Origin of the sequence: Achromobacter sp. NFACC18-2 (assembly GCF_900108985.1) — a bacterium.
Classification (GTDB): Bacteria; Pseudomonadota; Gammaproteobacteria; order Burkholderiales; family Burkholderiaceae_B; genus Achromobacter.
Map to the genome: position 1 here is coordinate 151,807 of NZ_FNYM01000010.1, position 26,012 is coordinate 177,818.

Below are 26,012 nucleotides of genomic sequence, written 5' to 3' on the forward strand. Positions count from 1 at the left end.
CGTTCTTGCGTAAATTCCTGCGTCAGGTGCTGGTCTGGTGGTTGCCCGGCCTGGCCATGCTGGCGGCGTTGGCGGCCGGATTCATTTTCTGGCTGGTCGCGTCGCAGAACGGCACGCGCCTGTTGCTGACCACCGCCGCGCAGCAGCTCGATGGCCAGGCGCTGGACGTGAACGGCTCCATCCTGCGCGGCGTGACCGTGGGCCGGCTGGAACTGGTGGCCGGCGGCGCGCATGTCGACATCGCCGACCTGAACCTGGTGGTGCGCTGGCGCGCGCTGGGGGACCGCCTGCTGCACGTGCGCAACCTGTCGGCCGGATCGGTCCGCGTGGCCATGACCTCGCCGCCGCAGGCGCCGCCCACCGAAGATGGCGACGAACCCTTCACCATGCCGGAACTGCCGGTGACCATCGCCGTGGACCGGCTGGCGCTGGGCGACTTCCAGTTCATCCAGGACGGCCAGCCGCTGCCGGTGACGCTGAACGACCTGAGCGCCACCTTGGCCGCCGGCAGGCAGGGCGCCCAGTTGCGCATCGCCAGCCTGCGCGTCGGACACGAGGTGGGAGAGGCCGACGTGACCGGCCAGGCCGACCTGCAGGCCCTGGCCGACCCCTGGCCCTTTGCCGCGCGCCTGGACGTGACGGCGCGCGGCGCGGGACCCGAGTCGCCGCTGTGCCAGGCCGACCGGCTGAGCGGCGTGTTCGGCCCGGCCAAGGGGCCGGGCGATGCCGCCGCGGGCGCCAAGCCGCCATCCGGACAGAAACCCGGCCAGAAACCCGGCCCCGCCGCCGCGCCGATGGGGCCGCCCGCGCCCGCCTGCCTGGTGGTGCTGCGGGCCGACGCGGCGGGATCGCTCGACGGCATCCAGGCCAAGGTCGACGGCACGGGCTCCAACCTGATGCTCGACGTGGTCGCCGACCTGGCGCCGCGCACGGCGCTGGTGCTGCGCAGCGCCCGGGCGCGCGCGCAGTTGCCGGACAAATCGACGCTGGCCGCGCAGTTCGACCTGCAGGCTGGCGATGCGCCGGGCCGTGACCGCATCGTCGGATCGCTCGACGCCCAGCGGCTGGATCTGGCGCCCTGGGCGGGCGACGCGCTGCCGCCCGCGCTGCTGACCGTGCGCGCCGACGTGCAGGCCGAGATCGAAAACCTGAGCGCGCTGCGCCATGCCGCCTTCAACCTGCGCTTTGAAGAGGGCAGCCGCTGGAACCGGCAGCCCCTGAGCGGGGACTTGAAGGCCCAGGTGGACGTGGCCGCGGCCCCGCCCGCCGGCACGGCGGCGCCGGACCCGGCCGTGGCGCCGCTGGCGGGCCTGCGTATCCATGGCCTGGACGTGGACCTGCGGCTGGGCCGCAACCGGGTCCGGGCGACGGGCGAACTGGGCGCGTCGGACGGCGCGATCACCCTGGACGCCCAGGCGCCGCAACTGGATGCCTTCTGGCCCGGCCTGCCTGGCGGGGCGGACGTCAAAGCCCGCCTGGACGGCGCGATGGCGGCCCATCGCGGCGAGATCACCGCCAGTTACACCCCGCCCAACCCCCGCCCGGGCATCGTCGGGCGGTCGCGCGCGCAGGCCAGTCTCGCCTTCGCGGGCGGCTGGGGCAGGGGCGCGGCGGGCCAGCCCGACGCGGCGCTGGTGGGCTGGCGCGGCACGTTCTCCCGGCTGGCCGCCGATACGGCCGGATTCTCGGTGTCGCTGGACCGGCCGGTCACGCTGTCTTTCCTTCCTTCGGCCGTGGCGCCGCAGTGGCAATGGCAGGTCGGCCAGACCGCGATAAGCCTGGGGCTGCCCGGCAAGGAGCGCCTGACCGTGGCGCATCAGGGCTCGCGCGGCGGCGGCAAGCGTTGGGAAACCGCGGGGCAGTCGGACAACCTGGTCATTACCGCCGCCATGGCGCGCCAGGTGATCGGGGCGTTCGACCCCGAAGCGGCGGCCAAGCTGGGCCGCAACGCCGGCCGCGTGAATGCGATGGTGCCCGACGGCCAGCGCCGCATCGCGCTCGACCTGCTGTGGGACCTGAAATTTGACGGCCGGCTGGCGGGCAAGGCGCGCATCGCGCGCCGTTCGGGCGATCTGCTGATTCCGGGCGATCCGCCCATCCCGCTGGGCGTGAAGGCGCTGGTGCTCGATCTGACGGCCACGCCCACCTCGGCCAACGCCAGCCGGCTGGACGCGCGGCTCGACCTGTCCACGAACAAGATGGGTTCGATCAACGGCACCGGCACGGCGGTGCTGCTGGTCGACGCCCAGGGCGGCATGGCGCTCGATTCGCGCCAGCCGCTGCGGGCGCGGCTCAACGCGGACATCGCCGACCTGGCGTGGGTGGGCCTCTTCGTGGGCGACGCCATGGAGGTCGGCGGCGCGCTCAAGGCCAACATCGACGTCCAGGGCACGCTCGCCGGCCAGTGGGGCGCCACCGGCAACATCCGGGGCGACAAGCTGCGGCTGGTGCGCATCGACGACGGCGTGCGGCTGATCGACGGCACGCTGTCCGCGCGCCTGGACGGCCAGCGGCTGATCCTGGACAGCCTGCGCTTTCCGGCGTCGTTGCGCGTCATGCCGGCCGAATGGCGCACCAAGGAATGGATCACGACCAACCCGGGGGCGAAGGGCGGCTACGCCGAGGCCAAGGGAGACTGGAACATCATGGACGGCGGCGGGGCCATCAACCTGACGCTGTTCCGCTTCCCGGCCTTGCAGCGCTCGGACCGCTACGCCATGGTGTCCGGCACCGTGGAGGTGCGCGCAGCCATGCCGCGCCTGGAAATCGTCGGCAACCTGAGCGCCGATGCGGGCTGGTTCAGCCTGGAGATCCTGCAGGGCGTGCCGACGCTGGATGACGACGTGCGCGTGATCCGCGCGGGCGACGACCCCAGCAAGGTCTCGACGCCGCTGCAGACCAGCATGGACCTGAAGTTCGACATGGGACCGCGCTTCTACATCACCGGGATGGGGCTGGATGCCGGGCTGCTCGGCTCCATCCAGATCCGGCTCAACGAGGGCAGGCTGACGGGCTGGGGACAACTGCGCACCCGCGGCGGCGGCATCGAGGCCTATGGCCAGCGGCTGCGGCTGAGCCGGGGCACGCTGACCTTCCAGGGCCGCCTGGACAATCCCATCCTGGACATCGAGGCCCTGCGCACCGGCGAACTGGTCGAGGCGGGCGTGCGGGTCGTCGGCACCGCCCAGCGGCCGCGCATCGACCTGGTGTCCTATCCCGAGGTCAGCGACGTCGAAAAACTGTCGTGGCTGCTGCTGGGCCGCGGCCCGGACGAAAGCGGCGGCGACGCGGCCCTGCTCGTGTCGATCGGCACCGCGCTGCTGGGCGGCGGGCAGCCGTTCTACAAGCAGTTCGGCCTGGACGACGTGGCCGTGCGCACCGGCAACATGGGCAGTTCGGGCAGCATCCTGCCCGACCGCACGGTGGCCGGCAACGTGAACCGCGACATCAACAGCGACCTGTCCACGCAATTCCTGGTGGCCAGCAAGAACTTCGCCAACGGCATCACGCTCAGCGTCGAGCAGGCGCTGTCCGGCAGCGACACCGTCGGGCGCGCCAGCTACCGGCTGGCACGTGGTCTGTCCCTGGATTTGAAGGGCGGGTCGGTGAACGGGATCTCGCTGGTGTACCGGACGCTGTTCGGCAATTGACCGGGCGCCCCGCTTGAGGCGGGACAAGCCGGTCCCGCCCCGGTCAGGGGCGGGCCGGCGCGCTCGGGATAAAATGGCGTCCATTCAAATCCCTAGCACCACACCCACCATGAGCATCAAAAGCGACCGCTGGATCCGCCGCCAGGCCGACGCCGGCATGATCGAACCCTTCGAACCGGGCCAGGTCCGTACAGCCAATGGCGGGCGCATCGTCAGCTACGGCACCAGCAGCTACGGCTACGACGTGCGCTGCGCCGACGAATTCAAGATCTTCACCAACATCAATTCCACCATCGTCGATCCCAAGAATTTCGACGAAGGCTCGTTCGTGGACTTCAAGGGCGACGTCTGCATCATTCCGCCCAACTCGTTCGCGCTGGCGCGCACCGTGGAGTACTTCCGCATTCCGCGCAGCGTCCTGACGGTCTGCCTGGGCAAGAGCACCTACGCGCGCTGCGGCATCATCGTCAACGTCACGCCGCTGGAACCCGAATGGGAAGGGCACGTCACGCTGGAGTTCTCCAACACCACGCCGCTGCCTGCCAAGATCTACGCCGGCGAAGGCTGCGCGCAGATGCTGTTCCTGGAAAGCGACGAGGTCTGCGAAACCTCGTACCGCGACCGCGGCGGCAAATACCAGGGCCAGCGCGGCGTCACGCTGCCGCGCACCTGATGCGTCAGCCTGCGGCCGCGGGCCGCAGGTAGTCGATGTCCCACACGTCTTCGCCGGTCTGCACGAAGCCGTGGCGGCGATAGAAGCGGTTCGAGTCGCTGCCGCGCAATGCGCTCAGCGTCACGCTCTGGCCGCGCCGGTCGGCCTCCTGCAGAAGGCGCCGCAACACTTGGCCGCCCACGCCGAGTCCTTGCGCGTCGGGGTGCACGTACAGATGATCCAGGCGCAGGCCTGCGCCGTCCGGGCGCAGGCAGTAGAAGCCGATGCGTTTGCCGTCCAGCTCGATGTGCCAGGTGTATTGCGGCTGGAACGTGCTCTGCAGGCGCGCTCGCGCCCGGTCCGGGTCGAAGCGGCCCAGCCGCTCCAGGCTTTCGCGCATGGCCGCGATCCGCAGGGCCAGCAGCGCCTCGAAATCGGTTTGCGACACGGGGGTGAAGCGCAGCGGCGCCGCCTGGGAGGACGCCTCCGGCGCCAGCTCGTCGTAGCCGCGGTTCAGGAATTGCAGGATGCAGATGCCATGGCCGTAGGGGTCGGACAGGTGCGCGATGCGGCCCCAGGCATGCGTGGCGGGCGGATCCTCCAGCCGCGCGCCGGCCGCGACCGCCCTGGCCACCGCGCCGTCCACGTCATCCACCACCACGTCCAGGTGCACGGGCGTCCAGTGCCGCGCATAGTCGCGCGGCTGGCGCACGGCGCCGGCGGCCGGCGTGCCGGCGGCCTTTTCGAGCAGGTAGATGGGCGCGTCGGCGCCCAGCATCTCGGCGCCGGCCGGACCCAGGCGGCGGTTCAGCGTCAGGCCGAAGGCGTTCTCATAGAAGCCGATGGCGTGTTCGAGATCGGGCACATCGATATTGACCAGGATTCGCATGGATGTCTTCCAATGGTGGAGCCAACAACGGTGGAGCGCCAACATAGCACGGGCGCCGCGCCCGTTGTTACGCGGCGGGCGCTAAAGAACCCCACGCCGCGTCCGTAAAATGAGTACATGTGTTTGCCGATTTGGCGACGTCATATCTGCAAGCGTGAGCAAGGCCCATTTGTGCGTTACCCCCATATTCCCTGGCTGCCCCTGTTGTTCTACCCCGCGTTGCCGGTGGCCGCGGCGTTCGGTCTCCTGTTCTGGCGGGAATGGCCGCCCGCGCTGAGCCTGATCCTGCCGTTCGTGCCGTGGGTGATGGCGCTGATCGGCTCGGCCATCTGCCTGATGTATCAACGCTCGCAGACCATGGCGCTGATCCTGTGCGTGCTGGCCGTCACGGCGGCCTGGCCCACGCTGGCGCGGCAGGCGCCCTGGGCGATGGGGCCATTGCTGGCCTGGTGGTCGCTCGTCTACACCATCAACGCCTTGTGGTCAGAACGATCCAGCATGCTGCTCGACATGGCGCTGCGCATCGGCCTGATGGCTGCGGGCGTGGCGGTGATCGCGCTGGCGGGCAAGGATGGGGTGGACAGCCTTTTCAGCACCTTCGCGCTGCAGGGCATGCTGGCGCGCATGGGGGTGCCGGCCGAGGCGCTGATCGCGCTGCTGGCAAGCGGACTGACGTTGACGCTGCTGCTGTTGCGCTACGGGCGTCCGCAGCAGGCGGGACAGTGGCTGGGATTCGTGTGCATGGCATGGGCGCTGCCGCGCGGCGCGGCCCACCCCATTGAACTGGCGCTGATGTCCGCCGCGTCGCTCACGGCCCTGTGCATCTCGCTGGCGCACGAAGGCTTTCACATGGCGTTCCGGGACGAACTCACCGGCTTGCCGGGCCGCCGCGCGCTGAACGAGCGGCTGCAGCGCATGGGCCGCGTCTACACGCTGGCGATGGCCGACGTGGACCACTTCAAGGCATTCAACGACACCCATGGTCACGACGTGGGCGACCAGGTGCTGCGCATGGTCGCCTCGCAGTTGCGGCGCGTGCCGGGGGGCGGCCGCGCCTACCGCTACGGCGGCGAGGAGTTCACGCTGGTGTTCCCGGGCAAGACCGCGGCCGAAGCGATGCCGCACCTGGAAACGGTCCGGCGCGCCATCGAGGCGTATCAGATGCGGCTGCGCGACAAACCCGCCCGGCCCAAGGCCGACCAGCTTGGCCAGCGGCGGCGCGGCTCGCGGGGCGGGCGTGGCGCCCGGCCGCTGCGCGTCACGGTCAGCATCGGCGTGGCCGAGCGCAGCGAGACCTTGCGCGCGCCCGACGCGGTCATCAAGGCGGCCGATCAGGCGCTCTACAAGGCCAAGGATGGCGGGCGCAACCAGGTGTGCGCCTACGGCGCGCGCCGCCGCGCGGGCGCCGCCTGAACCCGCCGCGCTACCCGTTCGCCAGCGGCAGCGCCATCAGAGTTTCGTCGTACAGCCTGCCGTTGACGCACAGCGCCTCGCGCTCGTGGCCATACACGGTGAATCCGAGGCTGGCATACAGCGCCGCAGCCGCGGCGTTGTTGGCGGTCACGCTTAACTGCACCTGGCGTACGCCGCGCATGGTCCGCGCGTGGGCAATCGCGGCGTGCATCAGCAGCCGCCCGAGCCCGCGCCCGCGTTGGGCCGGCGCGACGTACATGCTCCAGATGTGGGCCTTGTGTCGCATCTTCAGCTTGCGCTGCCGCCCCACGCCCACCATGCCTGCCAAGGCGTCCTGCATGAACACGCCGAACATGGCGCCATCGTTGGCCGGGGTGATCCATTCGCGGATGTCCGCCAATGTCAGCGTGTGTTCCTCTTCGTAACTCGATCCGAAAGACTCGGGCGTCTCGACCAGGGCGTCCAGCCGCAATTGCCGCAAGGGCGCGGCATCGAGGGCGGTCAGGCGTCGAACGACGGGCTCGGACATGGGCGGCGCAAGTGTTGGGAATAGGAAACGTTCGGGCAGTATAGGCCGGTGGCCTTGCCTATAATGGTTTCAACGCCGCTTGCGGTTTTCACAAAGGAGCCACTGATGTTCGGTTTCCTCAAGACAAACCAGGTTGCGACGCGCCATGAAGTGCAGGAAGAGTTCGTGGCCCGTGTCGCGGGTGCAGCGCAGGACTTCGTGGAGGCAGCCGGTTCCACCGGCGCCGTGTTGGACTACTCACCGGCCAGCATCCATGCGCTGGATGACGCGCTGGAGGCCGCCCATCTGGGCACGCTTCCCCTGACCCCCATGCAAACGGTCGGCGCCGCCGCCTATCTCTACGAGGTCGGCCGCCGGGCGCACGGCGGGTTGTACGAGGTCTGCGACGACGAGGATCCCGTCGTCCTGGTCTGCGGGGAACCCGGCGCGGAAGTGTGCTTCGGCGCCATCGCCAAGGTCGAGCGGCGCATCCGCTATGGGGCCGCCGAGGCGATTCCCGCCTACTTCGAACTATTCATGGACGCCCTGCAGACCGGCGAAGCCCGGACCATCCGCTAGGTCGGGACCGCCTGCGCGGGGCGCTGCCTGACTGCCGGTTCCGGGCGCGCCCGGAACCCGGCCGCCGGCCCTGGGCGGGGCCGGATTTCTCCCTGGCCCGCCATCGTCGCGGCCTCCTTTTGGCGGCCGGACAACGCCTGCTTACGCCTTCTGGGGATTTCCCGTAGGGCTGTAAGAAAAACAGCCCTACAATTCCGCAATTCCCGCCACCCGGCGGGTGCTCGCGCCGTCTGTCATCGGACGGGTTTTTACTAGCAGTACATTCGCGCCGCGATACGCGTCCGATTCGCCTTGCCCCAGGAGCGCCTGCATGAAATTCCGCTTCCCCATCTTCATCATCGACGAGGACTACCGTTCCGAGAACGCGTCCGGTTTGGGTATCCGTGCCTTGTCCGCCGCAATCGAGGCCGAGGGCGTCGAGGTGATCGGGGTGACCAGTTACGGCGACCTGAGCTCGTTCGCGCAGCAGCAAAGCCGCGCCAGCGCCTTCATCCTGTCGATCGACGATGAAGAGTTCGACGTGGACTCGCCCGAGGACGTGGCCAGCGCGATCAAGAACCTGCGCGCCTTCATCGGCGAGCTGCGTTTTCGCAACGCCGACATCCCCATCTACCTGTACGGCGAGACCCGCACCTCGGAACACATTCCGAACGACATCCTGCGCGAGCTGCACGGGTTCATCCACATGTTCGAGGACACGCCGGAATTCGTGGCGCGCCACATCATCCGCGAAGCGCGCAGCTACGTCGACAGCCTGCCGCCGCCGTTCTTCCGCGAGCTGGTGAAGTACGCGCAGGACGGCTCGTATTCCTGGCACTGCCCGGGCCACTCGGGCGGCGTGGCGTTCCTGAAGAGCCCGGTCGGCCGGATGTTCCACCAGTTCTTCGGTGAAAACATGTTGCGCGCCGACGTCTGCAACGCGGTGGACGAACTGGGCCAGCTGCTGGACCACACCGGCCCGGTCGCCGAATCCGAACTGAACGCCGCGCGCATCTTCCACGCGGACCATTGCTTCTTCGTGACCAACGGCACGTCGACCTCGAACAAGGTCGTGTGGCACGCCAACGTCGCCGCGGGCGACGTGGTGGTGGTGGACCGCAACTGCCACAAGTCGATTCTGCACGCCATCACGATGACGGGCGCGATCCCGGTGTTCCTGCGTCCCACGCGCAACCACCTGGGCATCATCGGGCCGATCCCGCTGGAAGAATTCCATCCCGACAACATCCGCAAGAAGATCGAGGCCAACCCCTTCGCGCGCGAAGCGGTCAACAAGAATCCGCGCATCCTGACGCTGACGCAGAGCACGTACGACGGCGTCATCTACAACGTCGAAATGATCAAGAAGCAGCTGGGCAGCTATGTCGACACGCTGCACTTCGACGAGGCCTGGCTGCCGCACGCGTCGTTCCACGAGTTCTACCAGGACATGCACGCCATCGGGCAGGACCGCCCGCGCAGCCAGGACGCCATGGTGTTTGCGACGCACTCCACGCACAAGCTGCTGGCCGGCATCTCGCAGGCCTCGCAGATCATCGTGCAGGAGTCCGAGACCCGCAAGCTGGACCGCAACGTCTTCAACGAGGCGTACCTGATGCACACGTCCACGTCGCCCCAGTACGCGATCATCGCGTCCTGCGACGTGGCCGCGGCCATGATGGAGCCGCCGGGCGGCACCGCGCTGGTCGAGGAAAGCATCCGCGAAGCCCTGGATTTCCGCCGCGCCATGCGCAAGGTGGAATCCGAATTCGGCAAGAACGACTGGTGGTTCAAGGTCTGGGGCCCGAACCGGCTGGTGTCCGAAGGCATCGGCAACCGCGACGAGTGGATCCTGGAAGCCAACGACCACTGGCACGGCTTCGGCGAGATGGCCGAAGGCTTCAACATGCTGGACCCGATCAAGGCCACGGTCATCACGCCGGGGCTGGACATGTCGGGCAGCTTCGGTGAAACCGGCATTCCCGCCGCCCTGGTCTCCAAGTACCTGACCGAGCACGGCGTGGTGGTCGAGAAGACGGGCCTGTACTCGTTCTTCATTCTGTTCACCATCGGCATCACCAAGGGCCGCTGGAACACGCTGCTGACCGCCCTGCAGCAGTTCAAGGACGACTACGACCGCAACCAGCCGCTGTGGCGCATCCTGCCGGAGTTCTGTCGCGACCATCGCCGCTACGAGCGCATGGGCCTGCGCGACCTCTGCCAGCAGATCCACGAGGCCTACCGCGAGCGCGACGTCGCCCGCCTGACGACCGAGATGTATCTCAGCGACATGGTGCCCGCGCTCAAGCCGTCGGACGCGTTTGCCCGCATGGCGCACCGCGAGGTCGAGCGCGTCGACATCGACAAGCTGGAAGGCCGCGTCACGGGCGTGCTGCTGACGCCTTACCCGCCGGGCATCCCGCTGCTGATTCCGGGCGAGCGCTTCAACCGCACCATCGTGCAATACCTGCAGTTCGCGCGCGAGTTCAACGAACGCTTCCCCGGCTTTGAAACCTACATCCACGGCCTGGCCGACGAAGTGGGACCGGACGGCGAAAAGCGTTACTACGTCGACTGCCTGATCGAAGAGTAAGCACGGGCGGACCTGGAATCTTGATGTTCGATGTCGCAGTACTCGGCGCCGGCGCCGCGGGAATGATGTGCGCGGCGGTCGCCGGCCAGCGCGGCCTGCGCGTGGTGCTGGTCGACCACGCGCAGCGTCTGGCCGAGAAGATCCGCATCTCCGGCGGCGGGCGCTGCAACTTCACGAACATCGGGGCCGGGCCCGCCAACTTTCTTTCCGAGAACCCGCATTTCTGCCGGTCGGCGCTGTCGGCCTACACGCCGCAGGACTTCCTGGGGCTGGTCAAGCGCCACCGCATCGCCTGGCACGAGAAGCATCGCGGCCAGCTGTTCTGCGACGACTCCAGCGAAAACATCATCGACATGCTGCGCGCCGAGTGCGACGCGGGCAATGTGCAATGGCGCATGGGCTGTTCGGTGGCCGAGATCGCGCAGGGCGAGGCCGGCTTTGAACTGCGCACCAGCCAGGGCGTCATCCGCGCCGCCAAGCTGGTCATCGCGACCGGCGGCATGGCGATTCCCCAGTTGGGCGCCACCGATTTCGGGCTGAAGATCGCCCGCCAGTTCGGCCTGAAGGTCGTGGAGCCGCGGCCCGCGCTCGTCCCGCTGACCTTCGACCCCGTCCAATGGCAGCCGCTGTCCGAGCTGTCCGGCGTGGCGCTGGAAGTGAACCTGCAGACGGGGCAGGGCAAGGCGCGCGGCGAATTCCTGGAAGACCTGCTGTTTACCCACCGCGGGCTGTCCGGGCCGGCCATCCTGCAGATCTCCAGCTACTGGAAGCCGGGCGAGCCCATCGTCATCGACCTGGCGCCGGGCCGCGACCTGGCGCAGGAACTGCTGGCGTCCAAGTCCGGCAACCGCCAGCAGCTTCATACGGTGCTGGGCGGGCTGTGGCCCAAGCGCCTGGCCGACCGCTGGCTGCACCTGGCCGAACAGGCGGGCAAGCCGGGACTGGCGGCGCTGCGCCTGGCGGACGCGCCCGACAAGACGCTGCGCGCGCTGGCGCAGGACATCCATCAGTGGACGCTCGTGCCCAGCGGCACGGCGGGCTACAAAAAGGCCGAGGTCATGCGGGGCGGCGTGGACACGCGCGGCCTGGACCAGAAGTCCATGCAGGCCAAGGCCGCACCGGGCCTGTATTTCATCGGCGAGGCCGTCGACGTTACCGGCTGGCTGGGCGGCTACAACTTCCAGTGGGCCTGGGCCTCGGGCGTGGCCTGCGGCCAGGCGCTGTAGGCCGCCGGGCGCTTTTCTGCCCAATCCGGCATTGTGATATTAAATAAAAATACATATCATTTAGGTTTTGATCTTTATCAAGTCTGTCCCCATGGGGATGGATCAGCCGGAGATTCGCATGGCCTACACCCTACCGCCCCTGCCGTACGCCTATGACGCGCTGGAACCTCACATCGACGCAATGACGATGGAGATCCACTACACCAAGCATCACCAGACCTACGTCAACGGCCTGAACACCGCCCTGGAAGGCGCCGGCATCGCCACGGACGAGCCGGTCGAAGCCCTGGTCGCCCGCATCAAGGAACTGCCGGATGCCGTGCGCGGCGCCGTGCGCAACCATGGCGGCGGCCATGCCAACCACAGCCTGTTCTGGTCCGTCATGTCGCCGCAGGGCGGCGGCGAGCCGGATGGGGCCCTTGCGGCGGCCATCGAAGCGGAACTGGGCGGGCTGCCCGCCTTCAAGGAAGCCTTCACCAAGGCGGCGCTGACGCGCTTTGGCAGCGGTTGGGCCTGGCTGAGCGTGACGCCGGCCGGCAAGCTGGTGGTCGAGAGCAGCGCCAACCAGGACAGCCCCTTGATGGATGGAAACACGCCCATCCTGGGCCTGGATGTCTGGGAACACGCTTACTATCTGAAGTACCAGAACCGCCGGCCGGAATACATCGGCGCTTTCTACAACGTGGTGAACTGGCCCGAAGTGTCGCGCCGCTATGTGGCGGCGAAGGGCTGAGCGCCTCTCCCGCAAGGAGCGCAGCGGCATATGAATACCTTCAGCCGTCATCGTGTTCGGCCGGCGGCCACCAGCATCAGCGTCTGGACGCTGGCCGTCATGGTGTCCTGCCTGGCCCTGTACCAACTCTGGGTCTTTTTGGACGTGCGCGCGCCGCACGTGGCCGACGCCCTGCTGGGCGGCCTGGTCGCGGCCGCGGCGACCGGGCTGGGCACGCTGCCCATTCTTTTTGCCCGCACCATTCCGCAAAAGGCGCAGGACAGCATGTTCGGCTTCGGGGCCGGCGTGATGCTGGCCGCCTGCGCCTTTTCGCTGGTGGCGCCGGGCATCGCGGCGGGCGAGGAGCTGGGCTATGGGCCATGGGGGGCGGGCCTGACGGTGGGCGCGGCCGTTCTGCTTGGCGCGGCGGTGCTGCTGCTCATGGACCGCATCCTGCCCCACGAGCATTTCATCAAGGGCAGGGAGGGCATGGAGGCGCACCGGCTGCGCCGAACCTGGCTGTTCGTGTTCGCGATCATGCTGCACAACCTGCCCGAAGGCCTGGCGATCGGCGTGGGCTACGCTGGCGGCGATCCCGTGCGGGGCACGGCCCTGGCGACGGGCATTGCGATCCAGGACATCCCCGAGGGACTGGTGGTGGCCGTGGCCCTGTTGGCCGCCGGCTACAAGCGCACCTTCGCCGTGGCGCTGGGCATGCTGTCGGGGCTGATCGAGCCCGTGGGCGCGGTGCTGGGCGCGGCCATCGTCGGCTGGTCGGCGCCGATGCTGCCATGGGGCCTGGGTTTCGCGGCCGGCGCGATGCTGTTCGTCATCAGCCACGAGATCATTCCAGAATCGCACCGCAAGGGGCATGAGGTCTATGCGACCTGCGGCCTGATGCTGGGTTTTGTCCTGATGATGCTGCTGGACACGGCCCTGGGATAAGGCGCAGAGGCGCCCGAAAGATCCCCGCAGATGCCCGCAGACGCCCGGCGGGCCTAGGCTGATCCGGGATTTTCGTTGTATGCTTTGCCCGCTGTCACGCATGTTGCGGGAGAGAGCGGCCGAAGGCACACAGTCCGGCCGCCGCCGAAGGCGCAATTCGCCCAGAATCGCTCAGGTAACCGATACCGCGCAGGCTTGTCCCGTCCCGCATTTGTTGCCCAACCGGCCATGCGGACGCGGCAAAACAGTACTCTGGAGAGACCTGGCACCGCCGCCCTAATCAGGGACATGACGAGCAGCCCAGGCGCCGAAGGTGCAAACCCGCCACGCGGGGCAACTCTCAGGCAAAAGGACAGAGGGGCGGAAGATTCAGCCGTTGCGCGGGCGCCATCCGCCCGCAACCAGCGGCATTCCGTAACCCTGGCATCACTGCCGTCCCGGAGTTCCCCGCATGTCCGCACCCCTCAAACGCACCCCGTTGGCCGAAGAACACATCGCGGCCGGCGCCCGCATGGTCGATTTCGGCGGCTGGGACATGCCGCTCGCCTACGGTTCGCAACTCGAAGAGCACCACGCCGTGCGCCAGGACGCCGGCATGTTCGACGTCTCGCACATGCTGAACGTCGACGTGACCGGGCCCGACGCCTACGCCTTCCTGCAGCGCCTGGTCGCCAACGACGTGGCCAAGCTGACGGTGCCGGGCAAGGCGCTGTATAGCTGCATGCTCAATCCGCAGGGCGGCGTCATCGATGACCTCATCATCTATTTCTTCGCCGTCGACGAATGGCGCGTGGTGGTCAACGCCGGCACCGCGGACAAGGACGTGGCCTGGATGCAGCGCGTCAAGCAGGCCGGCGCGTTCGACGTCGCCATCACGCCGCGCCGCGACCTCGCCATGGTCGCCGTGCAGGGCCCCAATGCCCGCGCCAAGGTCTGGGCCGCGCGCCCGGCCTGGAAGGCCGCCAGCGAATCCCTCACCCCCTTCGTCGCCGCCCGCGTGGGCGACGACACCCTGGTCGCCCGCACGGGCTACACCGGCGAGGACGGTTTTGAAATCGTCCTGCCCGCCGCCGACGCGGTGCAGTTCTGGCGCGACCTCGTCGCCCAGGGCGTGCGCCCGGCGGGCCTGGGCGCGCGCGACACGCTGCGCCTGGAAGCCGGCATGAATCTCTACGGCCAGGACATGGACGAGCTCACCCACCCGGGCGAAGCCGGCCTGACCTGGACGGTATCGCTCAAGAACGCCGAGCGCCGCTTCATCGGCCGCGACGCGCTGGAACAATTCGCCAAGCCGGCCACCTTCATCGGCCTGAAGCTGCAGGATCGCGGCGTCATGCGCGCGCACATGGCCGTGCGCACCCCGCAGGGCATGGGCGAACTCACCAGCGGCACCATGTCGCCCACGCTGGGCGTGTCCATCGGCTTTGCGCGCCTGCCGCAAGGCGTGGCGCCCGGCGACACGGTCGAGGTCGACATCCGCGGCAAGTGGGTGCCCGCCGTGGCGTGCAAGCTGCCTTTCGTGCGTAACGGCAAAGCCGTCGAACACTCGTAAACTCGAAGCTTCGCGCGGGCGCCCACCCGGTCTGGGCGGCGGCCGTCCGCGCGAGGCGCGCAACACCATTCATCTATCCGCATTCCCTCAGGAGTTCCCATGAGTCTGCCCACCGATCGCAAGTACACCGAATCCCATGAATGGGTCAAAGCCGAGGGCGACGTGTTCGTCGTCGGCATCACCGACACCGCCCAGGATCAACTGGGCGATCTGGTCTTCGTCGGCGACGTGAACGTCGGCGCCAAGCTGGCTGCGGGTGAAACCGCCGGCGTGGTCGAGTCGGTCAAGGCCGCCTCGGACATCTACGCGCCCGTCGCCGGCGAAATCGTCGCTTTCAACGAAGAACTGGAAAGCAACCCCAACCTGATCAACGAATCGGCCTTCACCGCCTGGATCTTCAAGATCAAGCCGGACAACGCGGCCGACGCCGACAAGCTGCTGGACGCCGCCGGCTACGAAGCCGTCGCCAACGGCTAAGCCGGCCAGCAGGCGGCGCGGGGCCGGCAGGCGCCGCGCCCCTTGCGCCAGATGCAATACCGTCCGTCCCTTCGACGACACCCGCTACCCCGAGATCTCCCCATGTCGCGCGCCCTAGACACCCATACCGACTTCATCCCCCGCCACATCGGCCCTTCCGACGCCGACCAGGCCGCCATGCTTGCCGTGATCGGCAGCGACAGCCTGGACGCCCTGATCGAAGAAGTCGTGCCCCCCAAGATCCGCAGCCAGGAGCCGCTGGCGCTGCCGCAATCGCGCAGCGAAGCCGACGTGCTGGCCGAACTGAAGCAGGTCGCGGGCCGCAACAAGGTCTACCGCAGCTACATCGGGCAGGGGTACTACGGCACGCAGACGCCCAACGTGGTGTTGCGCAACATTCTTGAAAATCCCGCCTGGTACACGGCCTACACGCCCTACCAGCCCGAGATCTCGCAGGGCCGCCTGGAAGCCCTGCTGAACTACCAGACCATGGTCGCCGACCTGACGGGGCTGGACATTTCCAACGCCTCGCTGCTGGACGAAAGCACCGCCGCCGCCGAAGCCATGACGCTCGCGCGCCGCAGCGCCAAATCCAAGAGCCCGGTGTTCTTCATCTCGCGCCACGTGCATCCGCAGACCATCGAAGTCGTGCGCACGCGCGCCGAAGGCCTGGATATCGAGATCCGCATCGGCGACGAGGCCGAAGGCCTGCCCGAGTGCTTCGGCGTGCTGCTGCAGTACCCGCACAGCACGGGTTCCGTCTCCGACTACCGCAAGCTGGCCGACGCCGCCCACGCGCAGGGCGCGGTGGTCGCCTGCGCGACCGACCTGCTGGCGCTGGCCCTCCTGGCCGCCCCGGGCGAATGGGGCGCGGACATCGCCATCGGTTCGGCGCAGCGCTTTGGCGTGCCGTTCGGTTTTGGCGGCCCGCACGCCGGCTTCATGGCCTGCAAGGACGCCTTCAAGCGCAACATGGCCGGCCGCCTGGTCGGCGTGTCCAAGGACGCGCAGGGCAACCCGGCGCTGCGCCTGGCGCTGCAGACCCGAGAGCAGCACATCCGCCGCGAGAAGGCCACCTCCAACATCTGCACGGCGCAGGTGCTGCTGGCCGTGATGGCCGGCATGTACGCGGTGTGGCACGGCCCGGCCGGCATCCGCCGCATCGCCGAGCGCGTGCAGCGCGCCACCGCCATCCTGCGCGCCGAACTGATCAAGCTGGACGTCAAGGTCGTCAACGACACGTTCTTCGACACGCTGCTGCTGGAAACGGGCGCCGCGACGCCCGCCATCCTGACCGCCGCCGATTGCGCGCACATCAACCTGCGCCGCGTCGACGGCGCGCGCCTGGCCGTCTCGCTGGACGAAACCGTCACCGTGGCCGACCTGCAGGCGCTGGTCAACGTCTTCGCCGCCGGCCTGCAGCGCGATGACGTCGAACTCGACATCGACGCGCTCGACGCCGCCGCCGCCAGCGGCATTCCCGCCTCGGTTGCCCGCGAAAGCGCGATCCTGACGCATCCTGTCTTCTCCAGCGTCCAGTCCGAAACCGACATGCTGCGCTACCTGCGCAAGCTGGCCGACAAGGACCTGGCCCTGGATCGCACGATGATCCCGCTGGGTTCGTGCACCATGAAGCTGAACGCCACGGCCGAGATGATCCCCATCACCTGGCCCGAGTTCGCGCTGATCCACCCGTTCGCGCCCGCCTCGCAGAGCCAGGGCTACGCCGAACTGATCGACCGCCTGTCCGCCGCGCTGTGCGAGATCACCGGCTACGACAACATCAGCCTGCAGCCCAACTCGGGCGCGCAGGGCGAATACGCGGGCCTGCTCGCCATCCGCGGCTACCACCAGGCCAACGGCCAGCACCAGCGCAACATCTGCCTGATCCCGTCGTCGGCCCACGGCACCAACCCCGCCTCGGCCCAGCTCGCCGGCATGGACGTGGTGGTGGTGGCGTCGGACGCCAATGGCAACGTGGACCTCGCGGACCTGCGCGCCAAGATCGAACAGGTCGGCGACAAGCTGGCCGCGCTGATGATCACGTACCCGTCCACGCACGGCGTGTTCGAGGAAGCCGTCACTGAAATCTGCGACCTGGTGCACCAGGCCGGCGGCCAGGTATACCTGGACGGCGCCAACATGAACGCCATGGTCGGCGTGGCCAAGCCCGGCAAGTTCGGCTCGGACGTGTCCCACCTGAACCTGCACAAGACCTTCTGCATTCCGCACGGCGGCGGCGGCCCCGGCGTGGGCCCCGTGGCGGTGCGCGCGCACCTGGCGCCTTACCTGCCGGGCGTCGTGAACGAGCAGGGCAAGCTGCCTGGCGAGGCCAAGGTCGGTCCGGTCTCGGCCGCGCCGTTCGGTTCGGCCGGCATCCTGCCGATCCCGTTCGTGTACATCGCCCTGATGGGCGCGGACGGCCTGCGCCGCGCCACGGAAGTCGCGATCCTGAACGCCAACTACATCGCCACCCGCCTGCGCGACCACTATCCGGTCCTGTACGCGGGCCGCAACGGCCGCGTGGCGCACGAGTGCATCCTGGACGTGCGTCCGCTCAAGGAAACCAGCGGCATCAGCGCCGAAGACATCGCCAAGCGCCTGATGGACTACGGCTTCCATGCGCCCACCATGAGCTTCCCGGTGGCGGGCACCCTGATGGTCGAGCCGACCGAATCCGAAGGCGTGGCCGAACTGGACCGCTTCATCGACGCGATGATCGCGATCCGTGAAGAGATCGCCCAGGTCGAGCGCGGCGAACGTGACCGTGACGACAACGTCCTGAAGAACGCGCCCCACACCGCCCAGATGCTGCTGGCCGAAGAATGGCTGCACGACTACCCGCGCCAGCAGGCCGCCTACCCGGTGGCGACGCTGCGCGACGCCAAGTACTGGCCGCCGGTCGCGCGCGTGGACAACGCCTACGGCGATCGCAACCTGGTGTGCGCCTGCCTGCCGGTCGAAGCCTACGCATAACTCGGCGGACGGTGTCAGACACCCTTGGGGTGTCTGACCCTTTGGCAGTCAGCATGAAAAAAAGCCCCCGACCTGAACAGGCGGGGGCTTTCTGCTTGGGGCCGGCATCAGGCCGGCGGCGCATTACTTCGCCGGCGCCTTGGCCTCGGCGCCGAAGTCTTCGGCGATGCTGATGAAGGTGTTGAGCAGGATCTGCAGGTTGTCCTTGCCCAGTCCGCCTTCCGCGTTCATGTCCATCTGCAGCACGGCCTGGTTCTTGTCATCCAGGTAGGCGCGGGACCAGCGGTATTCCTGGTTCCAGGCATTGATGGCCTTGAGCGTCATCGGCTTCTTGGTGCTGTAGGTGGCGGTCAACACCAGGTCCAGGCACTTTTCGGTGAAGTCGTTGCACAGAAACTCCAGGCGCAGGTCGCTGGCGCCGGTGGTGCCCGGGTTCAGGACCAGCACGGGACCGTCGGTGCCGTCGGCGCGCGTGACGGTGTAGCCCATGTCATCCAGCATGCTGGCGACGTCGTCCAGGTTGAAGTCCTGCATCATGCCCACGGCCGGGGCCGGCACGGCGGGTTCCGCGTCCGGGTCCATGCCCAGGCCGGACAGCTCGTCGTCGTCGTCCATCGAATCCATGCCGGTGGCGCCCAGGAGGCCGCTGAACAGTTCCTCGGCGGGGATCTTCTGGCCGTTCAGGTCGCCCACGCCGTCGGCAAAGGTGAACCGGCCGACGATGTTGTCGCCGTCGTTCTTGCCCACGTTGAGCATCTCGGCCATGCCGGCCATCTGGCGCATCTGCTCGTCGGCCTGGGCGGCGGCCTGGTCGGCGGCCGCGCCTTCCTTCTTGATGGCGTACTGCACCATCAGGTCCTGGATCATGGGCTTGGAAATGACCAGCGAGGCATCGATCTTCTTGATCGCCTGGACCGCGATTTCCTGCGGGGTGAGGTCCTTGACGTTGGCCGGGTTGGCCAGTTCCAGCGAGAAGGTCAGCTTGCTCTCGCCCTTGGCCGTCTTCCAGCTCAAGGGATCGATGCTGAACGACGGATTGCCCGCCAGCAGCTTGCCGGCGTTGTCCAGAATCACGTCGAACTGTTCGTCCTTCAGGCCTTCGTCGCTGACGCCCATCATGAGCTGACGCACGAGCTGGTTGTAGGTGTCGGACAGTTGCTTGACGGCCGGACCGTCCAGCTTGGCCAGCTTGACCACGGCCTGGCCGCTGCCCAGCGCCACGTCGTTCACGGTCATGTCGCCGGTGTTGTAAGCGGCCTGCACGTTGATCGTCTTGTCGTCTTCGGACAGCTTGACGCCATAGGCGAAGTTGTCCAGCGAGAACTTGATGTCTTCGGTCGGGCGCAGGACGTCCAGGCGCTTGATCTTCAGGTCGGAATTGCCCATCGAAATGCCGAACTTGCCCATGCGGCTGTCGACGTCCAGGGTCAGGCCGGCCAGGGTGATCTTCACCGGATCGTGGCTCTTGGTGCCATCGACTTCCAGCTTGTCCATCACGCCGTGCGCGGTGACGGCCTGCGTGTCGCGGTCGAAGGTGCCTTCCACCTTCATGCCGCTGAAATCGAGCGCATTGCCGTCATGCGTGACGGTGATGGGGGCGATCATGGCGGTCGACGTGGCGTTGCCGCCGTAGCCGACGATGGCGTCGCTCATCAGGGGCGAGACGCCCTTGGTCAGCTCGAACACGGGCGCGACGTTGTCGGTCTTGGCGATCTCGCTGTGGATGAAGGCCAGCTTGGGCGCGATGGCGCCGCGCGCCAGGGCGCTCTTGGGGAAGGGGCCGTGCTCGACGTTGGCGTCGAACTCGATCATGCCCGGGGGCATGTCGTTCGGGCTCTTGTCGTTCTTGAGGAAGGACACGCCATAGCGCGCCTGCGTCGAAAACAGGCCGCGTTCGTATTTCAACTGATCGATGCGCAGACCAAACAACGGCGTGATCTTGGCCAGCTTTTCATTGGCTTGCGCCAGATAGCGCTGCGAGTCCGCTTCGATCCGCTTGCCGGTGTACCACGTGGCGCCAACCCAGCTTCCCGCTCCCACTATGACCACGCCGAGGGTGATCGCTACGCTCTTTTTCATCGTTCTGCTTGTATCGTTGATTATCGAGTCATATCCGGCGATGGCGGCTCATGGAGCCGCTGCCGCAACTGCGGACGCATCCGGAATACGCGTGTTCATCGGCCTGTAAGGCCCGCGGCGGAGTATACCGAGACGCGTGTCTACCCGAACGCGCGTGCCGTTACCGAAGATTTCAAAATGAAAGCCGGCGCATGCGCGCCGGTTTTTTTGTCGACAAAGCGCCTGGTTTTACAGCGGGTCGAGCGGATAGATCGGGCGGCGCACGTGCTTGAATTCAAGCTGGCCGTAGTCGGAGGTGGTGACGCCCACGCCGGTGCATTCGATGATTTCGGTGGCCATGTCCGAAAAGCCCGCGCGCCAGTGGATCCGGCTCTTCAGGACGACGTAGCGCTTTTGCAGCGGGTCGATGCCCGCCGACAGCAGGCAATTGATGTCGAAGGGCTCCTGGTGGCGCGACACGACCACGATCTCCACGCGGCCGGTGTCGATCACCACGGTCAGGCCGGTGTCGTTGCGCACGCCGCGGTACATGGGGCCGCGGTTCAGGTAAACGCCGTCGAACACCAGCTTGACGCGGCCGGTGACTTCCAGCGGTTCGCTGGGTTGGCTGAGCGCCGGCATCGCCATCTTGCCGCCCAGCTTGATCGTAATGGTGCTGCCCACGCCGGCATCGGCCGCCTCGCGCGCGGCCTGCGGGTCGCAGATGGCGTAGAAGACCACGTTGTCCAGTTCCTGGCGCATCACTTCGGCCAGCACGGCCGTCGTGTCCATGGTGCCGCCCGAGCCCGTGTTGTCGTAGTGGTCCAGCAGCACGACCGGGCCTTGTTCGATGGCCTTGGCGCGCGCAATCGTGGGCGCCAGCGGTTCGGAATGGAACACCCAGTCGGCGCGGCCGTTCCAGGCGCGGTCCAGCAGTTCGTCGCGATGCTGTTCGGCGGCGGCGAGATTGCCGTCGGTACAGACCACGGCGCTCAGGCCCGCCTCGCGGATGTCCGCGTGCGGAAAGCCCACGAAGACCGAGGCGGCCAGCACGCCGCCCGCCTCCAGTTCCTTGCACCGCTCCTGCAGGGGCTTGTTGGGCGCGGCGTGCGTGCCCTGGCACATGATGTGCGGCAGCATGGGCCGGTTGGCCCAGGCCATCACCGGCCTGATCTCGCCCTTGAGCGTGCGGACGATGACATTGGCCGCGCGCACGCCCGCGTCGCGGATGTCCACGTGCGGATAAGTGTGAAAGCCGCTGATGACGGTGGCGTTGCTGACGATGTCGTCGTAGAGGTTGGCGTGCATGTCCAGCGTCACGGCCACCGGCGTCGTGGGATCGATCTCGCGCAGGCGGCGCAGCAGGTCGCCTTCGGCGTCCTCCACGCCCTCGGCGACCATGGCGCCGTGCAGGTCCAGCAGGATGGCGTCGAAGCCGCCGCGCCTGACCTCGTCCAGGACCAGCTCGCACAGCCGCTCGTGCGTGGCGGCGCTGGCCGGACCGCTGGGCCAGGATTCCGCCGCCACCGGCACCACCATCTCGGCGCCTTCGCGGCGCGCGACCTCGATATAGCCGCCCAGGCCGCTATCGGTGTTTTCATAGGCCCGGATGGCGCGCTCGCCGGCCAGGATCTCGGGACTGCCGCGAAAGAAGCGCTCGAGCGGGGTGGGCACGGGCGAAAACGTATTCGTCTCGTGCTTGATCATTGCCAAAAGCCAACGCATGGGAAGTTCCTGTGGGTTGCCGTGGAAAGTCAGTTTGCCGCGGGCGGCTGGGGCCAGGGGCGCTGCGCGGGGCGCATCCGCTCCCAGGCGCGCGCGATGCGCAGCACGCCCAGGTCGTCAAAGCGCGGGCCGGCAATCTGCAGCCCGATCGGCAGGCCCGCCTTGGTGTAGCCGCAATTGACCGAGGCGGCGGGCTGCTCGCTCATGTTGAAGGGCAGGGTGAAGCCGATGTGGTGCATCGTGGTGGCGACCTCGTTGGTGGGCGAGGGCCACTCGGCGTTGTAGGCCACGACCGGCGCGACGGGCGACAGCACGTAGTCGAACGGCGCGCAGGCCGCGACGGTGCGCGCCCGCACGTTCAGCGTCTCGTAGTAGCTGCGAAAGACCGCTTCGCCGCTGTGTCCGGCGCCGCTCTCGGCCCAGGCGCGGATGAAGGGCAGGATCTTGGCGCGGCGCTCGTCGGGCAGGGCGGCCAGGTCGATGGCCGAGCGGGTGCGCCAGAAGCGGTCGACGCCGTCCAGCATGTCGGGCGTCATCCAGGGCTGCATGGGCGTGACGATGGCGCCCGCGGCTTCGAAGGCGCGCGCGGCGGCCTCGACCGCCTCGCGTGTTTCCGGATCCAGCGGCAGGCCGCAGCCCGCGTCCAGCAGCAGGCCGATGCGCAGGCCGCGCACGTCCTGCTCCAGGTCGAGCCAGTCGAACGCCTGGTAGGGCAGGCTCATGTGGTCGCGCGCGTCCGGCTGGGACAGCACGCCCATCATGAGGGCCGCGTCGGTGATGGTGCGCGTCATGGGGCCGGCGCAACGGCCCATGAAGGGCGGGTCGATGGGGATGCGTCCCAGGCTGGGCTTGAGGGTGGCGATGCCGCACCAGGCCGCGGGCAGCCGGACCGAGCCGCCGATGTCGGTGCCGATGTGCAGCGGCCCGTAGCCAGCGGCCGCGGCCGCGCCGGCGCCCGCGCTGGAGCCGCCGGGGTTCTTGGTCAGGTCCCACGGGTTGCGCGTCAGGTCGTGGAAGCTGGACAGCCCGGACGACAGCATGCCGTAGTCGGGCATGGTGGTCTTGCCGAGCAGCACGGCGCCCGCCTCGCGCATGCGCGCCGCGGGCGGGGCGTCGGCCGCCGCCGGGGTCAGGTCGGTGGCCGCGGTGCCCAGTGGCACCGGCACGCCGCGGGTGGCGATGTTTTCCTTGATGGTGGCGGGCACGCCGTCGAGCGACACGCCGCCGCAGGTCTGCGGCTCGCCCTTCATCCAGCGGGCCTCGGACGCGCGGGCCATGGCCAGCGCGCCTTCCGGATCCAGCGCGTAGGTCGCCTTCAGCCGGGGTTCCCAGCGCGCGATGTGGTCCAGCACGGAGCGGGTGACCTCCACGGGCGAGAGGGTCTTGCTGCGATACGCCTGGAGAAGTTCATGGGCGGACAGTTCATGCGGTTGCGGCATCTCGATTCCAGTGGTGCGCAAGTTTGTCAGGAGGCGGGCGACGCGGCCGGCATCAGGCCGGACGCGATGGGACGGAAGTTGCGGAAGTCCCAGTCGCGGCCGGGCGCGGCGTCGATCAGGGCCCGCGTGTATTCATGGCGGGGCTCGGTCAGCACGGTTTCGGCCGAGCCCGTTTCGACGACCTGGCCGCGCTGCATCACCATGATGGTGTCGCAGATCTGCGCGGCCACGCGCAGGTCGTGCGTGATGAACAGCACGCCCACGCCCGTGCGCTCGCGCACCTGTTCCAGCAGTTCCAGCACCTGGGCCTGGACCGACACGTCCAGCGCCGAGACGGCCTCGTCGGCCACCAGGATCTCGGGGTCCATGACCAGGGCGCGCGCGATGCAGATGCGCTGGCGCTGGCCGCCCGAGAACTGGTGCGGATAGCGGCGCATGGCGTCGGGGCTCAGGCCCACCACGCTCAGCGTCTCGCCGGCGCGCTTGAGCGCCTGGTCGCGCGGCACGCCAAAGTTCAGGAGCCCTTCGATGATGGATTCGCCGACCGTGCGGCGCGGATTCAACGAGCGGTACGGATCCTGGAACACGATCTGGATGCGCCGGCGCACCGGACGCAGCGCCGACCCGGACAGCGTGCTGAGGTCTTCGCCGCCCATCATCATGTGCCCGGCCGTGGGCTCGATGAGCCGCACGATGCAGCGCGCCACCGTCGACTTGCCGGAGCCGGATTCGCCGACGATGCCCAGGATCTCGCCCTTGCGCAGCGTCAGGTTGACGTCCGTGGCGGCGATGACGCCCTGAGACGCCTTGCGGGAAAACATCGAGCTCTTACCGGCATACGTGCGGCCCAGGCCCTTGACGTGCAGCACGGGCGCCCCGGCGGGCGCGTCGCGGCGCGAGGGCACCAGGCTGGGCACCGAGGACACCAGGCGGCGCGTATAGGACTGCTTGGGTTCGGCCAGGATCTCGTGGCGCGTCCCGCTTTCGATCAGGTCGCCGCGGTTCATGACGACGATGCGATCGGCGATCTCGGCCACCACGCCGAAATCGTGGGTGATGAACAGCACCGCGGTCTGGTGCTTGACCTGCAACTCCTTGATCAGCGACAGGATCTGCTTCTGGGTGGTGACGTCCAGGGCCGTGGTGGGCTCGTCGGCGATCAGCAGCCTGGGCTCCAGGATGAGCGCCATCGCGATCACGATGCGCTGGCGCTGGCCGCCGGAGAGCTGGTGCGGATAAGCGTCGTAGATACGTTCGATGTCGGGCAGGTGCACCGACTGGAACATGTCCAGCACCTTGGCGCGGCGCTCGGCCGCGGACATGGCCTTGCGGTGCAGGCGCAGCACTTCGTCGACCTGCTTGCCCACCGTGTGCACGGGGTTCAGCGCGGTCATGGGCTCCTGGAAGACCATCGCCATGCGCGTGGCCCGCATTTCGCGCAGGCGCCGCTGCGTGGCGGTGGCGACGTCTTCGCCCTCGACGCGGACGGAGCCGGCGCTGATGCGCAGGATGCCTTGCGGCAGCAGGCCCATGACGGCCAGCGACGTGACGGACTTGCCCGAACCGGACTCGCCGACCACGCAGACCGTTTCGCCGGCGTGCACGTCCAGGCTGAGGTTGCGCACGACGCGGTTGCCCGCGCCCGCGACTTCGACCGACAGGTTGCGGATGGCCAGGATGGCGGACGAGGTATCGCCCGCGGGGGGATTGGGGGAATAGTTCATCGGCATCAGATCCTGCGCACCATTTTCGGGTCCAGCGCGTCGCGCAAGGCGTCGCCCAGGATGTTCACGCTGAGCACGGTCAGCGACAGGAACAGTCCGGGGAACAGGATCAGGCCGGGCAGCATGCGGAAGTACATGCGGCCTTCGGACATGATGTTGCCCCAGGACGCGATCTCGGGCGGGATGCCCGCGCCCAGGAAGCTCAGGATGGCTTCGGTCAGCATGGCGGACGCAAACACGTACGTGCCCTGCACGGTCAGCGGCGCGATGGTGCTGGGCACCATGTGGCGCCACAACAGCAGGGGCAGCGGCGTGCCCAGCGCCAGCGCGGCTTCGACGTAGGGTTCGCCGCGCACGCTCAGGATCTGCCCGCGCACCAGGCGCACCACCCGCGGGATTTCCGGAATGGTGATGGCCACGAGCACGGTCGTGATGCTGGCGCCGGTGACCGACACCAGGGCGATCGCCAGCAGGATGCCGGGAATCGCCATGATGGCGTCCATGGTGCGCATGATGGGACCGTCCAGCGACCGGAACCAGCCGGCGATGACGCCGATGACCAGTCCGATGACCACGCTGACCACGGCCGCGCCCAGGCCCGCGATCAGCGAGATGCGCGCGCCGTAGGCCACGCGCGACCACACGTCGCGGCCGAAGGCGTCGGTGCCCAGCAGGTAATCGGTGAAAGGCTGCTTGAGCCGCGCGCCCGGGTTCAGGAGGGTGGGGTCGACCGTGCCCAGCAGCGGCGCGAAGAGGGCGATCAAGACGATCGCCGTCAGCACCACCAGCGCCAGCATGACGGGCCAGCTCTTGAGCCCCTGGCGGATCTGCCGCCAGGCGGTGACATGGGGAGTGCCGCCTCCGGGGAGGTCGGCGGCCGCCTGCGCGGCGGCGTCGGTTGGCGTTTGCATGCTC

The 26,012-nt window shown here is 68.2% G+C and carries 18 protein-coding genes and 2 riboswitches; of the genes, 11 read left to right on the top strand and 7 right to left on the bottom strand.

Annotation, left to right across the window (positions count from 1 at the left end; genetic code table 11):
- Positions 1-56: 56 nt before the first annotated feature.
- Together BMW75_RS16940 and dcd are read left to right on the top strand one after the other, a co-directional pair.
- Complete coding sequence (locus BMW75_RS16940; protein WP_175493205.1) at positions 57-3,650, top strand: translocation/assembly module TamB domain-containing protein; 3,594 nt, start codon at positions 57-59, stop codon at positions 3,648-3,650.
- Between the two features lie 109 nt (positions 3,651-3,759).
- Positions 3,760-4,323 (top strand): dCTP deaminase, encoded by a 564-nt coding sequence (dcd, locus tag BMW75_RS16945; protein ID WP_076516843.1) that lies wholly within the window; start codon positions 3,760-3,762, stop codon positions 4,321-4,323.
- A 4-nt stretch (positions 4,324-4,327) separates the two neighbouring features.
- Here the strand turns inward: dcd and BMW75_RS16950 are convergent, their stop codons facing one another.
- Complete coding sequence (locus BMW75_RS16950; protein WP_092581041.1) at positions 4,328-5,191, bottom strand: GNAT family N-acetyltransferase; 864 nt, start codon at positions 5,189-5,191, stop codon at positions 4,328-4,330.
- Between the two features lie 171 nt (positions 5,192-5,362).
- Here BMW75_RS16950 and BMW75_RS16955 point away from each other — a divergent pair, with 171 nt between their 5' ends.
- Complete coding sequence (locus tag BMW75_RS16955; protein WP_092581043.1) at positions 5,363-6,604, top strand: GGDEF domain-containing protein; 1,242 nt, start codon at positions 5,363-5,365, stop codon at positions 6,602-6,604.
- A 10-nt stretch (positions 6,605-6,614) separates the two neighbouring features.
- Here BMW75_RS16955 and BMW75_RS16960 read toward each other — a convergent pair whose 3' ends face one another.
- Complete coding sequence (locus tag BMW75_RS16960; protein WP_092581045.1) at positions 6,615-7,133, bottom strand: GNAT family N-acetyltransferase; 519 nt, start codon at positions 7,131-7,133, stop codon at positions 6,615-6,617.
- Positions 7,134-7,238: 105 nt separating this feature from the next.
- Between BMW75_RS16960 and BMW75_RS16965 the strand changes: the two genes are divergently transcribed.
- From BMW75_RS16965 to gcvP, 8 genes are all read left to right on the top strand, one after another.
- Positions 7,239-7,691 carry a hypothetical protein gene (locus BMW75_RS16965; protein WP_092581047.1) on the top strand — a complete coding sequence of 151 codons (453 nt, stop codon included), beginning with the start codon at positions 7,239-7,241 and terminating at the stop codon, positions 7,689-7,691.
- 310 nt (positions 7,692-8,001) lie between these two features.
- Positions 8,002-10,263: an arginine/lysine/ornithine decarboxylase gene (locus BMW75_RS16970; protein WP_092581049.1), complete on the top strand. Its 2,262-nt coding sequence runs from the start codon at positions 8,002-8,004 to the stop codon at positions 10,261-10,263.
- 23 nt (positions 10,264-10,286) lie between these two features.
- Entirely contained in the window at positions 10,287-11,489 is a 1,203-nt protein-coding gene (locus tag BMW75_RS16975; RefSeq protein ID WP_092581051.1) for a BaiN/RdsA family NAD(P)/FAD-dependent oxidoreductase, read from the top strand.
- A gap of 118 nt (positions 11,490-11,607) precedes the next feature.
- Positions 11,608-12,222: a superoxide dismutase gene (locus tag BMW75_RS16980; RefSeq protein WP_092581053.1), complete on the top strand. Its 615-nt coding sequence runs from the start codon at positions 11,608-11,610 to the stop codon at positions 12,220-12,222.
- A 30-nt stretch (positions 12,223-12,252) separates the two neighbouring features.
- The gene (locus BMW75_RS16985) at positions 12,253-13,146 is read left to right on the top strand and encodes a ZIP family metal transporter (protein ID WP_092581055.1); all 894 of its coding nucleotides are present in this window, start codon (positions 12,253-12,255) and stop codon (positions 13,144-13,146) included.
- Between the two features lie 96 nt (positions 13,147-13,242).
- A riboswitch (glycine riboswitch) is annotated at positions 13,243-13,344 on the top strand.
- Between the two features lie 44 nt (positions 13,345-13,388).
- A riboswitch (glycine riboswitch) is annotated at positions 13,389-13,512 on the top strand.
- An 85-nt stretch (positions 13,513-13,597) separates the two neighbouring features.
- Entirely contained in the window at positions 13,598-14,698 is a 1,101-nt protein-coding gene (gene gcvT, locus BMW75_RS16990; RefSeq protein WP_092581057.1) for a glycine cleavage system aminomethyltransferase GcvT, read from the top strand.
- A gap of 99 nt (positions 14,699-14,797) precedes the next feature.
- Complete coding sequence (gcvH, locus tag BMW75_RS16995) at positions 14,798-15,175, top strand: glycine cleavage system protein GcvH (RefSeq protein ID WP_076516823.1); 378 nt, start codon at positions 14,798-14,800, stop codon at positions 15,173-15,175.
- 102 nt (positions 15,176-15,277) lie between these two features.
- Positions 15,278-18,151 carry an aminomethyl-transferring glycine dehydrogenase gene (gcvP, locus tag BMW75_RS17000; RefSeq protein ID WP_092581059.1) on the top strand — a complete coding sequence of 958 codons (2,874 nt, stop codon included), beginning with the start codon at positions 15,278-15,280 and terminating at the stop codon, positions 18,149-18,151.
- Between the two features lie 123 nt (positions 18,152-18,274).
- Here the strand turns inward: gcvP and BMW75_RS17005 are convergent, their stop codons facing one another.
- From BMW75_RS17005 to BMW75_RS17025, 5 genes are all read right to left on the bottom strand, one after another.
- The gene (locus BMW75_RS17005; RefSeq protein WP_092581061.1) at positions 18,275-20,230 is read right to left on the bottom strand and encodes a DUF945 family protein; all 1,956 of its coding nucleotides are present in this window, start codon (positions 20,228-20,230) and stop codon (positions 18,275-18,277) included.
- A gap of 228 nt (positions 20,231-20,458) precedes the next feature.
- Complete coding sequence (locus BMW75_RS17010; protein ID WP_092581063.1) at positions 20,459-21,934, bottom strand: M81 family metallopeptidase; 1,476 nt, start codon at positions 21,932-21,934, stop codon at positions 20,459-20,461.
- A 29-nt stretch (positions 21,935-21,963) separates the two neighbouring features.
- A complete protein-coding gene (locus BMW75_RS17015) occupies positions 21,964-23,373 on the bottom strand; it encodes an amidase (RefSeq protein WP_092581065.1) in 1,410 nt (469 codons plus the stop codon).
- Positions 23,374-23,399: 26 nt separating this feature from the next.
- Positions 23,400-25,097, bottom strand: a complete 1,698-nt coding sequence (locus BMW75_RS17020; protein WP_092581067.1) for an ABC transporter ATP-binding protein — start codon at positions 25,095-25,097, stop codon at positions 23,400-23,402.
- 5 nt (positions 25,098-25,102) lie between these two features.
- Positions 25,103-26,008: an ABC transporter permease gene (locus BMW75_RS17025; protein WP_092581150.1), complete on the bottom strand. Its 906-nt coding sequence runs from the start codon at positions 26,006-26,008 to the stop codon at positions 25,103-25,105.
- Positions 26,009-26,012 lie beyond the last annotated feature (4 nt).

Bases quoted from the DNA above. Each gene is read 5' to 3' on its own strand.
- BMW75_RS16980 (WP_092581053.1), top strand. From the start codon at position 11,608: ATGGCCTACACCCTACCGCCCCTGCCGTACGCCTATGACGCGCTGGAA.
- gcvH (WP_076516823.1), top strand. From the start codon at position 14,798: ATGAGTCTGCCCACCGATCGCAAGTACACCGAATCCCATGAATGGGTC.
- BMW75_RS16970 (WP_092581049.1), top strand. From the start codon at position 8,002: ATGAAATTCCGCTTCCCCATCTTCATCATCGACGAGGACTACCGTTCC.
- BMW75_RS16960 (WP_092581045.1), bottom strand. From the start codon at position 7,133: ATGTCCGAGCCCGTCGTTCGACGCCTGACCGCCCTCGATGCCGCGCCC.
- gcvT (WP_092581057.1), top strand. From the start codon at position 13,598: ATGTCCGCACCCCTCAAACGCACCCCGTTGGCCGAAGAACACATCGCG.
- BMW75_RS16950 (WP_092581041.1), bottom strand. From the start codon at position 5,191: ATGCGAATCCTGGTCAATATCGATGTGCCCGATCTCGAACACGCCATC.
- BMW75_RS16975 (WP_092581051.1), top strand. From the start codon at position 10,287: ATGTTCGATGTCGCAGTACTCGGCGCCGGCGCCGCGGGAATGATGTGC.
- BMW75_RS17015 (WP_092581065.1), bottom strand. From the start codon at position 23,373: ATGCCGCAACCGCATGAACTGTCCGCCCATGAACTTCTCCAGGCGTAT.
- BMW75_RS16940 (WP_175493205.1), top strand. From the start codon at position 57: ATGCTGGCGGCGTTGGCGGCCGGATTCATTTTCTGGCTGGTCGCGTCG.
- BMW75_RS17005 (WP_092581061.1), bottom strand. From the start codon at position 20,230: ATGAAAAAGAGCGTAGCGATCACCCTCGGCGTGGTCATAGTGGGAGCG.
- gcvP (WP_092581059.1), top strand. From the start codon at position 15,278: ATGTCGCGCGCCCTAGACACCCATACCGACTTCATCCCCCGCCACATC.
- dcd (WP_076516843.1), top strand. From the start codon at position 3,760: ATGAGCATCAAAAGCGACCGCTGGATCCGCCGCCAGGCCGACGCCGGC.
- BMW75_RS16965 (WP_092581047.1), top strand. From the start codon at position 7,239: ATGTTCGGTTTCCTCAAGACAAACCAGGTTGCGACGCGCCATGAAGTG.
- BMW75_RS17020 (WP_092581067.1), bottom strand. From the start codon at position 25,097: ATGAACTATTCCCCCAATCCCCCCGCGGGCGATACCTCGTCCGCCATC.
- BMW75_RS16985 (WP_092581055.1), top strand. From the start codon at position 12,253: ATGAATACCTTCAGCCGTCATCGTGTTCGGCCGGCGGCCACCAGCATC.
- BMW75_RS17010 (WP_092581063.1), bottom strand. From the start codon at position 21,934: ATGCGTTGGCTTTTGGCAATGATCAAGCACGAGACGAATACGTTTTCG.
- BMW75_RS17025 (WP_092581150.1), bottom strand. From the start codon at position 26,008: ATGCAAACGCCAACCGACGCCGCCGCGCAGGCGGCCGCCGACCTCCCC.